Source organism: Nocardiopsis camelliae, from assembly GCF_028993595.1.
Taxonomy (GTDB): Bacteria; Actinomycetota; Actinomycetes; order Streptosporangiales; family Streptosporangiaceae; genus Nocardiopsis; species Nocardiopsis dassonvillei.
Window position 1 is genome coordinate 4,085,103 of record NZ_CP118614.1, and the last position, 12,485, is coordinate 4,097,587.

8 protein-coding genes and 3 pseudogenes are annotated in these 12,485 nt (G+C 65.0%); 3 read left to right on the plus strand and 8 right to left on the minus strand.

What is annotated here, in order from left to right; genetic code table 11:
• Positions 1-244: 244 nt before the first annotated feature.
• Genes PV789_RS17895 through PV789_RS17905 form a run of 3 tightly spaced genes read left to right on the plus strand, consistent with a single transcriptional unit; the run spans position 245 to position 4,163 of the window.
• Positions 245-1,639, plus strand: a complete 1,395-nt coding sequence (locus tag PV789_RS17895) for a hypothetical protein (protein ID WP_274973712.1) — start codon at positions 245-247, stop codon at positions 1,637-1,639.
• Positions 1,636-2,187 carry a hypothetical protein gene (locus PV789_RS17900; protein ID WP_274973713.1) on the plus strand — a complete coding sequence of 184 codons (552 nt, stop codon included), beginning with the start codon at positions 1,636-1,638 and terminating at the stop codon, positions 2,185-2,187. The genes PV789_RS17895 and PV789_RS17900 overlap by 4 nt, the downstream gene beginning before the upstream one ends.
• The gene (locus PV789_RS17905; RefSeq protein ID WP_274973714.1) at positions 2,184-4,163 is read left to right on the plus strand and encodes an AAA family ATPase; all 1,980 of its coding nucleotides are present in this window, start codon (positions 2,184-2,186) and stop codon (positions 4,161-4,163) included. Before PV789_RS17900 ends, PV789_RS17905 begins: the two co-directional genes overlap by 4 nt.
• A 114-nt stretch (positions 4,164-4,277) precedes the next feature.
• On the opposite strand, the pseudogene PV789_RS17910 reads toward PV789_RS17905, so the two are convergent.
• The 8 genes and pseudogenes from PV789_RS17910 to PV789_RS17945 form a co-directional block, all read right to left on the minus strand.
• Positions 4,278-4,874, minus strand: a pseudogene (locus PV789_RS17910) (IS982 family transposase); the annotation flags it as partial.
• Positions 4,875-4,911: 37 nt separating this feature from the next.
• Positions 4,912-6,166, minus strand: a pseudogene (locus PV789_RS17915) (IS3 family transposase).
• Positions 6,167-6,233: 67 nt separating this feature from the next.
• A pseudogene (locus tag PV789_RS17920) lies at positions 6,234-6,683 on the minus strand (DUF5710 domain-containing protein); the annotation flags it as partial.
• 545 nt (positions 6,684-7,228) lie between these two features.
• Positions 7,229-8,473, minus strand: coding sequence for a Maf family protein (locus PV789_RS17925; RefSeq protein ID WP_274973716.1), 1,245 nt, complete (start codon positions 8,471-8,473; stop codon positions 7,229-7,231).
• Between the two features lie 2 nt (positions 8,474-8,475).
• A complete protein-coding gene (locus PV789_RS17930) occupies positions 8,476-11,007 on the minus strand; it encodes a TPR repeat domain-containing protein (RefSeq protein ID WP_274973717.1) in 2,532 nt (843 codons plus the stop codon).
• Positions 11,008-11,051: 44 nt separating this feature from the next.
• On the minus strand, positions 11,052-11,360 hold the full coding sequence (locus tag PV789_RS17935; protein ID WP_274973718.1) for a hypothetical protein: 309 nt from the start codon (positions 11,358-11,360) through the stop codon (positions 11,052-11,054).
• 378 nt (positions 11,361-11,738) lie between these two features.
• Entirely contained in the window at positions 11,739-12,050 is a 312-nt protein-coding gene (locus PV789_RS17940; protein WP_274973719.1) for a hypothetical protein, read from the minus strand.
• A complete protein-coding gene (locus PV789_RS17945) occupies positions 12,041-12,241 on the minus strand; it encodes a hypothetical protein (RefSeq protein WP_274973720.1) in 201 nt (66 codons plus the stop codon). Before PV789_RS17945 ends, PV789_RS17940 begins: the two co-directional genes overlap by 10 nt.
• Positions 12,242-12,485 lie beyond the last annotated feature (244 nt).

Genomic DNA, 12,485 nt, shown 5'->3' on the forward strand with positions numbered 1-12,485 from the left:
TTGTCATCATCAGAGACCACATGCGCCTCCTGAGATTTCCCGAAGTTCGCTCGTAAAACCCGCCTTTCGCCTCTTGACATCCTGGCTACAGGCTTCCCTTCCTCCACCCTTGCTGATGCCTTTTTGGCCCAGGAAACGCCCACATATCGATTAATCACAGAACGGACACAACCCTCGCTGTTTGGAGTACTGCAAATGATAGAAACACCTAGAGGCAGAGGGCAGCCAGAGCGGATGGTGCTGATTGGACGAGTTCGAGTTGGCCACGACACGCCCACCAGAGGACGTGGGATCTCGGACCTTCGACAAGTACGCGTGGCAATGCCGCGTCGCCGCGCGCGATCTCCTGATACTCGTCGCGGACGACATCATTGACCAACGGGAAGGACGTGACCTACCGCATCGGGCCCTGATCAGTGAGCACTGGGAGGACTGGGTCCTCCTCAACGGCCCCGAAACCATCCTCGTCTCAGGCAAGGAACGGGATCTGGACCAGGGCGCCTGGGAGTGGTCCAGTCTCCTGGACAAGGGTGGTCTCGCCCACCTGTACCGAAATTCCCAGGGACTCCCCAGTGTCTCCGGTTGCCGACTCTCTACCAACAACGCTCTCCACCGCGCGAACACCTCCCCCCTGGGAGACCTGTGCCTCGTCAGCGACGCTTCCTCCGGCAGCCCTCGACGGGAGGTGCCGGACTCAGCGTTCACCGGTCTGGGTCACAAGTTTTCCCAGCACCTGTTGATGAATCACAAGCAGGCTGGGCTCAGCGAAGAAGAGGCCTCCGGCCGACGCGCCCGGGCACAGGACTGCAAACCGAACAGCGCACTCCTGGGCAAGGTTGACCCTTTCCTGAGGAAACTTCAGTTGGACACCAACATCCCAGGACGGCGCACCATTGACTCCTCTGCACCGATCAGTTACGTCCAACCGGTCCTACGAGGGTTAGCACACCCGATCGAACAAGCGGAATCAGTGTGGAAAACCCTTACGGATTTCGTGGAACAAAGCATGCGCGCCAGCCTACGACTCGAATGGGGCGAACTCAGTGAGCTCGTCCAGAAATCCCACTCCGACGAACGCCGGGATCTTCCCCACAGCATACTCCGCCGCAGAATCACCACCGACCAGGCCCGGGAGGTCGTCAGCAGCGCGGTGAGGCGCCCTCGCCACTTTCTCGCGCCCGAGTTCCCCTACCGCCACAAGGTCTCTGTGAAGATGGACGCCGGTCGATGCGGGGCCAACGAGATCCAACGTGCCGAGGACAGCCTGAAATCATGGAAGGACGCCACGGACGGGGTGGACGACTCCCCCGGAAACCACGCCCAGGTGGAGGTCTTCACCAAGGAACTGCTGCAGCGCGTCGACGACGTCGGGTACGACCTCAAGAATCGGAAGGTGCCGCAGGAGGACATGGGCTGGCGTTTGTGGGGTGACAGCATCCGCCTTCCCGTCGACGGACTCCCAGAGCTTCCCTTCCCCCTCACCAGAACGCTGCTGACCGGAGCGGTGGCCCACGTCACCAACAAGTGCTGGGTCTGGTTCACCGAAGAGCGGTTCGACGCCGGCGCCCTGCTCCTGGAGTTTGGTGAGTCCAACACCCGCGCCCTGTCCCCTCCCGACACCCAGCAGGAGGGCTCGTGACCGTGCAACACCTCACGCTGTTCCAACGCGACCGCGACTACCACGAGATTCGGGTTCTCCTACTGGTCAACGCGGTGGCTCACGCCCACCCCACTCCTGGTCACGTTGACGGTCTGACCCAGCTCGCCAAGCTGGACTTCCTCCTGCGCTACCCGGGGTTGGCAAATCGGGCTCTGGAAGAGCTACGCACAGACGATCCAAGGCTCCACCTGTCCGCCCCGGACGCCCAGAACCCGGAAGCTCCCATGCGTCGGCACCGCTACGGCCCCTGGGACGAGCGCTACTACACGGTCGTGGGGGCTCTCATCAGCCGCCGTCTTCTCCAGTCCGGCAACGAGGGGCGTTCGCGTGTCACCCTGGCCCCCACCCCGGCGGGAGCGTCTGTGAACGAACAGGCCCGGGCCACCCCGCCGTGGAGAAGAGTGGCAGACCGTTGTTCGGTGATCGCCGAGGCTGCCGGGCACCTCAGCGGAAACCGTCTGTCCCTACTCATCCGTGCGCACCTTCCACAGATCGACACCCGTCGTTTCGGGAAGGTGATCAGGTGAGTACCCGCTTCCGTATCAACACTCTGGAGGTCGAGACGGACCGGCCGGAAGAACTCTCGCGCCGTGAGTTCTCCAGCGGCCTGAACCTCATCATCGGTCCTCCCGGGTCGGGCAAGAGCACCATCATCGAACTCGTCAAGTTCGGGCTGGGGTTGAAGTTCCGCAAGACCCCGGTCGTGGAACGGAAGGTGCTCAAGGTCCATGTCGAGATCGAGGCGGGGACACAAGAGCTCCGGTTGTCCCGCAGCACCGTCACCCCGGGTGAGGTCCAGGTCTACGACCTGACACTTCAGGAGGGCATCGGTAGCTATCCGGTGTCGGACGGCACCTCCGAGGTGCCGACGATCGGAAAACGTCTCCTGGGATGGTTGGGCATACGCGACGACGTCGACTTCACCGTGAACGGACAACGCGACACCCTGACCTTCGCGCACGTCTGGGACTACGTCCACGTCTCCCAGAGCGACATCGACCAGCGCATCGCCCACCACGACGCATCCGGAGTGACCCAGCGGCGTAGGCGTCTCTTCCAGCTGCTGTTCGACATGATCGACCAGCGACTTCAGGAGCTGGAGGAGCAGTTACTGAAGGCCCGGGACCACCTCCAGCAGTCCAAGAGGCGTAACGAGGGGGTGACCGCCTTCCGGGAGCGGGCCTCGCTGCCCTCCGGGTCGGATGTGCGCCAAGGACTGGCGGAGGCTCAGCAGCGCCGCGACCGTCTCACAGAGAGCCTCGCCGCGCTACGTTCCGCCATGGGTACCCGGGACGACCGCGCACTCACCCTGCAGGGCCTGCTCGAAACCAACCGCAACAGTGTTCTTCGGACTCGGGAAGCCCTTCAGTCCCTCGATGATGTCCAGGGAGAACGACGTTCACGCGTGGCCGAACTGGAAAGGGAGTTTGACCGTGTCCAGCGCGTCAACAGTGCTGGTGGGCTGCTGGCCCACATCGAGTTCTCCCAGTGCCCGCGCTGTATGCAGTCCATCGTCGAACGTGGACCATCCGTGCCCGAGAACACGTGTCGGCTCTGTCTCCAGGACGAACCTGATCCGGCATCAGAGGAGGGCCTTCGAAGGAGGCCGGGGCGGGAGGGAGCCCTTCCACTCGTCATCCCGGGTGAGTCCGGGGCTCAGGAGGTCCAGCTGACCCAACAGCGGGAAGAGCTCATGGCTCTGCACCGCCAGGGTGAGCGGGAGAGGGAGGTCCTCCATACCCATCTGGAGCAACTCCAGGCGGGTAACCGTGAGCTCCGTGAGGAGATTGAGCTCCTGACCGGCGCCAACAGCCCCCACGTCGAGGAGCTTTCCCTGGTGAGGGAGGCCCTGGCCCGTACCGAGGCCGGGATCGGCAGACTCGAGGATGCCTTGGGTGTCGACCTTCAGATCGCCAGTTTCCAGGAGGATGTGGCCCAGGCCGAGGCGAAAGTCAACACCGCGGCGGAGGCGCATCGGGACAGGGACGACTACCTTCGGCGCTCCAACGACAACCTGTTCGAGCATTTGAGCACTCTGTACAACGGTCTCCTGCACGCCCTACACACACCCAATGTGGAGGAGGGGTGGATCTCCCCGAAGGACTACCTGCCGTACATCGACGGCACGAGGTTCGACAGGGTCAACATCAGCGGAGGCAACCAGATCCCCTTCATCGTGGGGTACTGGCTCACCCTGCATTCGACCGCGCTCAGTAACCCGAACTACCGCCTCCCCAGCTGCCTGATCCTGGACAGTCCGCAGAAGTCTTTGGGGCCGCTCCAGGCGCTGAGCCTGAACATCTACAAGCGAATTCAGGCGATCGCCGGTGCCCGGGACAATCCCTTCCAGCTTTTCGTGGTGGACACGAACCTCCCCTCCGAGTTCGAGCCCACACACGGCCTCATCCCGGTTGGCTACGACTCTCCCGGTCTTCTCGGCCTCACGCACCCCGGCCCGCAGAACATCCCCCTGGTCGAGGACATGGAACTGAGGGACGAGTAGGCCCGAAACCCCGTTCATCAGGCCTGCTCATCGTCACACCTGCGCGAACGGGATCAGTCGCTCCAGCAGGGCACGGGCACCGTCGGCGTCGTCTAGATGAGTAATTCCAAGGGGTCAGTGGTCGTAGGCCGTCAACGAGCGTAGGACCGGCTGGCCGGTGCGGTCGTTGTGCCAGATCGCGGCGGTCAGCGCCAAGATGCGCTGGAGCACCCGGGCGATCACCCCGCCCGGGGTGCGCCCACCATGCCGTTCCAGGTCCAACTGGCCCTTGAAGGTCTGGTTAATGGACTCGATGACCTGCCGCAACGGCCGAAACAGCTCCGCCCCGGACCGCGGGCGCTCTCCCTTGCGTGCCGGACGTAGCAAGGACAGACCTGCTTGGGCCAACGAGCGTTCGAAGTCGCGCCCGTAGTAGTTCTTGTCCGCGATCAGCGTCTGCCCGGAGCGGTCGGTGACCAGGCCGGGGTCTTCTTCGAACATCTCCAGCAGGGTGGTGCGCTCGTCGGCTTTGGCTCCGGTGAGGGCGAAGGCGATGGGAAGCCCGCTCAGGGTGCACACCAGGTGCAGGCGCAGCCCCCAAAAGAACCGGGAATGGGAGGCGCAGTACCCGTATTGGGCCCATCCGGCCAGGTCGGAGCGTTTGACGGTCTCGCGGGAGCGGGCGCACTCCACGGGGGTGGAGTCCACCACCCACACGTCATCGGTCCAGAGGGGCTTAACCCCGGATCTTGGACACGGGGGTGATTGATTACGCCGCGACCGCCAGCGTAGACGCTCTGGAGACCTCGAAGTCGTTCGGGGACACGTTCCCGCAGTGTGAGTGACGACGACGGGTGTTGTACCGGTGGGCCCACCGGAACACCGTGCGCCGCAACGTCGCCTCGTCCGCGTACACGGGGCCTCCCCGGCCAGGGTCTCGCGTTTGAGGGTGGCGTTGAAGCTCTCCGCGGCAGCGTTGTCCGCGCTCGACCCGATCGCCCCCATCGACTGGACGATGCCGAGCTCGGAATACAGGTCCCCGTAGGCCCGGGAGGTGTAGACCGATCCGTGGTCGGAGTGAAACACCGCCCCGGCCAGGGTGCCCCTCTCGCGGGCGGCCGCCCTGAGGGCGTCGGCCACGAGGTCGGTGCGCATGTGGTCGGCCAGCGCCCACCCGGCCAGCTTGCGCGAGCACAGGTCGATGACCGTGGCCAGGTAGAGGTTGCGTCCGCCCGCGAGCGGCAGGTAGGTGATATCCCCGACGTACTTGGCGCCCACGTTCTGGGCGGTGAAGTCGCGGCCCAGCAGGTCGGGGTACTTGCGGGCGGACTGGTCAGCGGTGGTGGTCCGCACCCGCCGGCGGAGCCGGATCCCGGCCAGGTCGTGCTCGCGCATCACGCGGGCGACCTTCTTGTGGTTGATGTGTGCATCCTCGTGTGCTCCGTCGTTGAGGTCGGCGGTGATCCGGGGCGCCCCGTAGGCGGGGTCTGCGCTCTGCTTCGGGTCCTGCAGGGCGCGGATCCGCTCGGCCAGGAGCAGGTCTGCGGCCTGGCGTGCTGCCCGGGCGGGGGCGGCTTTGAGCCAGGCGTAGAACGAGGACCGGGCCACGCCCATGACCTCGCACAACCGCTTCACCTCGAAGGTGTGTCGGTGGTCGGCGACGAACTCGAAGCGGTTCACCAGTTCGTCTCGCCCGCGAAATATTTGGCCGCCTGGCGCAGGATGTCGCGTTCGGTCTCGAGCTTTTGGCGTTCGGCCTGTTCGGCGGCCAGGGCGGCTTCCAGACGGGCGATCCTGGCCGCGGCGCTCTCGCTTTTGGCCGGTGCGCCTGGGGCGTTTGTGGTGGGTGTGGCGGCTTTCGGGGTGGGGCGGCCTTCGGGGTGCTGGGCGTAGACCCAGTTCTGTAGGGTGCCGCGGGCGATGCCCAGGTCTGAGGCGATTTCCTTGAAGGTGGCGCCCGAGGTGTTGAGGTAGAGGTCGACCGCTTGCTGGCGGAACTCCTCGGAGTAGGTCTTGCGGGCCATGCCCTGGTTCTCGCTTCCTCCCGACACCTGTCGGGTTCAGCGTGTCCAAGATCCAGGGTCAAGGCCCGGTGACGGTATGGCAGGGGGTACAGACACAGATCAGGCGCCGCAGGGTCTGATTCCTGGACCGCTCGTCGAAGACCCACCTCTCGTGGACCTCCAACCAGCGCTGCGCCTCGCGGTCGGCGGACGCCCCACAGATCTCACACACCCGCCCCGCGCGGTTCACCACCATGCGGCGCAACCGCTCCCAGTCCTGCTGTGACACGCACGAGCGCACGTTCGTGAACCAGCAGGTGGTGGGAACCAGGTCGACGAACAGTCCCGAGCCGAGCGAGCGGCCCTCCCCGGGCAACAGGTCGGGAACCACGGGGTGGGCCGACCAGCGCTCCAACTCGGCGATACCCGGCCGGGGCGCGTACCACCGGCGCGCGCCGGGGTCCCACCTCGCCCCCTCGGCCTTCGCCAGGTCCTTCTCCGCGTACGGGACGTCAAGCCAGGTCCGTTTGGCGGGCACCGCTCTCCTCACGTCCGTAGGGGTGTGGAAACCGGGCAGGAACTCTAGTAGCCCGCCCCGGTGGAAGTCAGTACCACCGGGTGTCCGAAAACGGCCAACCACAAGGGCTTCCATCGTCGGCAGGCCGATACCTGTTCACTGGCACCCCCGGCCTCATGACACCGCCCACGCGCGCACCACGGGGCATCCGCGAACAGGAATCCAAGCACCAAGGCCCCCTGCCCTCCTCCCCCGCCACGACCGGATGCGAACAAACCATTACATCCTCGGGCAATGAGCGGAAGGGCTCACGATGGCACGGCCTTGGAAGGCAGACTCCGCTGCGGGGATGGGACGGGGCTGGGCGGCTCACCGGTGGAGTTGGGCGGCACCGACAACGTCAACGGATGCACCGGCCTCCGGGAGCTCTCCAACAGCGACACAGGCGTGACCAGCCGTGATCTGTCCCGGACCCCATGCCCCTCGGTTGCCCGTCGAAGGGCGGGGAGCCGCAGGAGGACCCGGCGGGGGCGCACAGGAGCACAGTCCTCGCAACCGGTCAATGTTCAGGCCAGGCCCACAAGCCCGAGATGGCCGGTTTCCGGGTCCTTGTGCAGTACCACCACCGCCCCGGGCACCGACTCCACGTCGAGGACCTCGTGTCCGGCGATGCCCAGTTCCACGTAGACCCGTTCCGACTCCTCGTCCCACGCCTGGAAGACCGCCGTGGGATCCGTTCCCGTGTCGGCGACCACGGCCAGCCCGCTTTCGAGGGGGACTACCTCGCTCATGCCGGATTCGCGGGAGAAGTCGACCCCGGCCTCCTCACGGAGCCCTTCGCCAAGCCGCACGTACTCGTCATCGCCCACGTCATCCACCAGCCACGACGCGCTCCCGGGACCCGCGAACGCCCCTCCCCTGTCGGGAACCGGCTCTCCGGTACGCGCCTCCAGGAGCCTGACAGTCTCCCTGTGGGGGCCATACACGTTCAGGTAGTCGTCGTTCACCCGTTCCAGTTCCCGGTCATAGGAGTCGTGGAGGGAAGCCTCCTCCATGGTGCTCTCGGCCCGCCACAACTCCTCACCGTTCTCCATGTCCAACCCGAGCAGCCCGGCCACTACGGTCTGCGGCCCCTCACCACGCCACCCGATCTCGTCCTCGACACAGGTGTAGGGAATGAGCACCACATCTCCGACCAGGACCGCATCGTGATTGCGGACCTCGAACTCCGGCTTCGCCTCACACCTGAGATGCGCATCCGAGGTCCACACCGGGTCGCCGCCCTCACCATCAGCGAGTTGGTAGGCCGCAAAACGTGTGGGCTCCCCCTCTCTGACCTGCTCCTCCTGCACGTAGAGATCGTCCGTGAACAGCCGCTGCCCCACATAGCCCGACGCGGGAAGCTTGTGGACGATCTCTCCCGTGACGGGATCGGCGAGCCAGTGTTCGGCCTTCTCGTCCCCGTACTCCCGAACCCCGAGCTCCTCGAGAACCACCTCCCATACCAGGTAGTCACCGTTTCCGGACAGCCTCACCTCTTCCGCCTCGTTCTCCTCGTCGTCGTAAGTCCACGTTTCCCTGCCGCTCTCGCCTGAGAGAACTGCGACCGTGTGGTCCCGGACGACCGCGACCCCACCAGCCACAGGGATGATCCGGCCTCCTTCGGGATCCGGGCTCTCCCACTCCCACTCCACGTCGGAGAAGGAGTCCGGATAGGGAAGGTTCTCATCCCCGCCCCACGAGCAGGAGGAAAGCACAAAGGAACAGGAGACGAGGAAGACCATGGTCCTGTTCGTCTTCGCAACACCCACGCCTAGTCATCCTCCTTCGGCGGGAACTTGTCCTCCCACGTCGAACGCTGATTTCGGTAACCATCCGCGTAGGTCTCGATGTCCTCGCTCGCGGTGCGGTCAGAGCCGGGAAGGGAGTAGTCCTCGGCCACCACCATGATTTCTGTCAGGGCTTCGCCTCTCCCATCACCTGGAACCTCCCAATCATTGAAGTCCATGATGAACTCACCCTCCTCCGAAAGAACGCCCTCATGGTCAGTCTTCAGGGTGTTCATGAACTCTTCGTTGCTCTCGGCGAGCGCAGCCAGTGCGAAAATCTTGGAGTGATGGGAAAGCTCCCACGCCCCCTCATTGGATCCCGCGTTTTCCTGTTGCTCGAACTGGGCGGGGATTTCGAGCTCTTCCTTCGCGGTTGCCTTGAGAGCTTCAACGATAACCCCTGGAATTTTGAGATCACCGGCGATGCCTCCTACGACGTCAACCGCGATACCCCTCACCTTGTTGTCGTACTCCGCCTCTTCCTCACTACTGTCAACCCTGGCCCTAGCCTCATTCTCCAGGGCAAGGTCAACCAGGCCCCTGAGCGTTCCCGCGTCTCGAGGAATCGACCATTCCTGATTACCGAAAGCAAACTCCTCGAGGGATTTCAGTTCATGCTCGAAGACCTCCGCATAAGTGTTCGCCGCCGTCTCTTCGTCGCCCATGATGTACTGGACGAAGGCGAGCCGTGTCTCCGGGTTCAGCCAGACCCGCGGATTATCGTGGTCGCCCTTCCAGAGTTCGCTGTCCTCGTCGATCCACACCGAGGGCAAGCGATCCTCTCCAGATTCACTGCCCCACGGCGAAGCGGACTCGCCCAGGCCCTCTCCGTTGGCGAAGTACTCCATGTTCGCCAGGAAGATGTCGGAGAACCCCTCCGCGATGGCGGGGTTCAGGTGCCCCACCGAGACGTCCCGCCAGGTGACCTCCTCACCCGCGTCGTTCGTCTCCACCACGTCCTCACCGGTGTTGTTGAGGCTCTCACTGAAGTCGCCCTTCGTCACCATGTCCAGGAAGACGGCGAGCGCCTCGTTGCCCATCTCCCGCTGGTCCGGGTCGGAACTGTCCTGGTACTCGACGATCCAGTCGCTGAAGCCACGCATGGCCTCGCCGCCGTCGTCCCAGTCGTGGGTGAAGAGGCCGATGGTCGCCTGGTCAGCGAGATCCTCCATGCTCTCGATGGGTTCGCCACCGACCTCGATCCGTGTCGGATCGTCGACGGCGGGATGCTCGAACTCTCCCTTCATCAGGGAGAAGTTGAGGTCTTCGTTGCGGTAGGCGACGTCGAGGACCTGACCGAAGAAGCCGTCGTAGTCGAAGTTCACCGGACCGCCGTCGGCGAAGTACACACCGATGGAGGTGTGCAGAGCACCGCCGAGCGCCTCCCCGGGTGCCAGGGAGGGATCGACGTGCTCGAAGATCTCGGCCAGGTTCTTCATGTCCCTGACCCACGATGCGGACGGGTAGTCCTCGTGCAGGAAGTAACCCTCGGCGGTGTGACGGACGCTTTCGGGGAGCCGGTCGTAGCCGCCTCCGAAGTCCTCGTTGGACAGCGCGACGATGCCGTCACCGATGATGCTCAGGATGCGATCCGACTCCTCCGGGTCCATGCCCTCAAGCGGCAGGTACGCGGCCATTTCCACGACCCCGCCCTGGCCCGCGCGCGACTCCTCCAGGGTCGCGTAGAAGTTCTCGAGGATCTGCATCTCGTCGTCGGTCATCTCCCCGACGCCCTCCTGCGCCATGCGGGCGCGGGAGGCCAGCATCCCCATGATCAGCATCAGGGACTCGTAGCGCTCGTCCATCTCCCGTTCGCCGGACCAGTACTCCTCCAGGTCCTCGGCCCATTCGTCCGCCTGGTCCGGGCTCAACTCGATCGGAGGGGCGTACGTCTGCGGGTCGATGTTGTAGAAGAACCAGTCGGTGTACCCGCCTTCCATCAGGAGACGGACGTTCTCGGGTGTCGGCCCCTCCCGGAGCATGTCTCCACACTCGTCGCCGTTGTCCAGGAGGTCGTCGTAGTTCTTCTTGGCCCGCTCACGCAGTGACTCCAGCTTGTCCGAAAGCTCGGAGAAGAGCTCCCGCGCCCTGGCACCGTCCCCGATCCCGAGGAACCCCGCCTCCGGGTACGTGTAGGTGATCGTCTCCCCCGCGTACTCCTCGGGGATGAGGGCCTCCTGTGCTGCCTTGGCCTCCTTCCACTCCCCGATGAGGTTGTTGCGTTCCAGATTGAACTCCTGGACGTAGTCACCCCACCTCTGGGTGACTCCCGCGCAGAACTCCACAGCCGCTCCCGCGTCCTGCCACTGCTTGATCTCCTCGGCGGAGGCTCTGCTGATGTCCCATCCGATACCGTCCGAGAAGGCTGCGGCTCCACTGTTGAAGCTCGTGTCGAGTTCCTCGGACTGACCAAGGATCCTCATCCGCAGGCGTTCGAACTCCCGGGCGTCCTCCTTGATCAGGCCGGAGATCGCGTCCGTGGACTCCGGGTTGAAATTCAGGTCGAAAGTTCCCATGAATCCCCTTGGCTTTCCGGCCGTACAGCGACCGGGGTGGCGGGTCAGAAGTTGATGCTGCGCATGTCCGGCCAGGCGTGGGAGTAGTCCTCAGCGCTCCTGAGGTCGGTTTCCGCGGCCTCCGCCACCCCGGCCTGGATGTTCTCGGCGAGGCGCAGCCCGTTCTCCTCGACCTCGGCGATGTGGTCGACGTACTTGTCCAGGAACACCGCGTATCCCGTACGCATCCGCGCGTGCTCGCTTCTGGACCTGGCCTCCTCCATGAGGTGGTCGAACATGTCCGACAGACCGGCCATGGCGTTGGCCATGGCCTCGGCGTCCAGGCCGGAGCTGAAACCGAGGTCTGTTTCCACTCCCACTTCTTCGGACACGTTTCCCCCTACAGGACGAAGACAGAGAAATCCCCGGGCAGGACACGTATCCGTCCTGTCCGGGGCATGTGTATCGATTCCAGGAGAATCGCGGTGCCATCCTAGTCACCAGGGGTCCGCGCACCGTCACTCACCCCTTTGGAAAGCGATGCGGAGCAACGGTGGCGCGTTTGCCCGGAAATTCCCGTCTGTGGTAGTAAGTCATCCCGCGAATTCGCGGGTTCCAGGCTCAGCGTCGGCGCTCCTGGCATACTCCGTCGTCGCGGAGGGCACGGCTGACCCCGGGCAGAACATCCGGACAGGGGACGTGACCGCTTGTGGTCACGTCCACACCGCTCCCACGGCGAACTTCGGACCGGGTCAGCCCACCAGAACGGCCTCAGGGGCGGAGAAGCCGCGCGGCAGCAGCACCTGCTCGGCGTCAGCGATGATGCCCGCGGGGCGTCCATCCAGCAGGGCCGAAGTCTGCGGTCCGCGCATCGGGCACAGCAGCCACAGCCCGTACGGGGCCCGGTCGGCCTCGCGCGCCTCCTCGACGAGACGTCCGAGCAGGGTCCGTCTCTGCTCGTAGCGCGCCAGCGGCGTCGCCCGGTACAGCAGCACCACGCCCTGGCCGCCCGGCACGTCCGCGCTGGCACCGCGCACCCGCTCACCCACGCGGCTCAGCGCCATCTCCAGCGGCGCACCTTCTCCACGTACTCCGGCACGAGGTCCTCAGGGGTGCCAGCGACCTTGAGCCGCTCCACCTCCGCGCGTCGCGTCGCGGGGAAGGCCATCCGTGAGGTGCGCAGCACCCACGCCACGGCCTCGCGCTCGCTGAGGATCAGCAGGTACGTGCTGACGGGTTCAGGTTCTGTGGTCATATCCGGGCCAGGCCCCACACGGGCGCTGGCGACGGTTCCGAACCTGGCCTCGGCGCCCCACCGGTGGCGATGGTCATCCTGGCCCATGCGGCCGGAACGGGGACCGACGAGGGTGGTGCATGCACGAGCCGGTACCGCGACCCCTCTCACTCGCCGGTCTCATCCAGTAGGGCGGCGCATGCGGCCATCAACTCTCCAGCATTCCCAGCCGACTCGTCATCCACCAACTCGGTACGCATGTGCT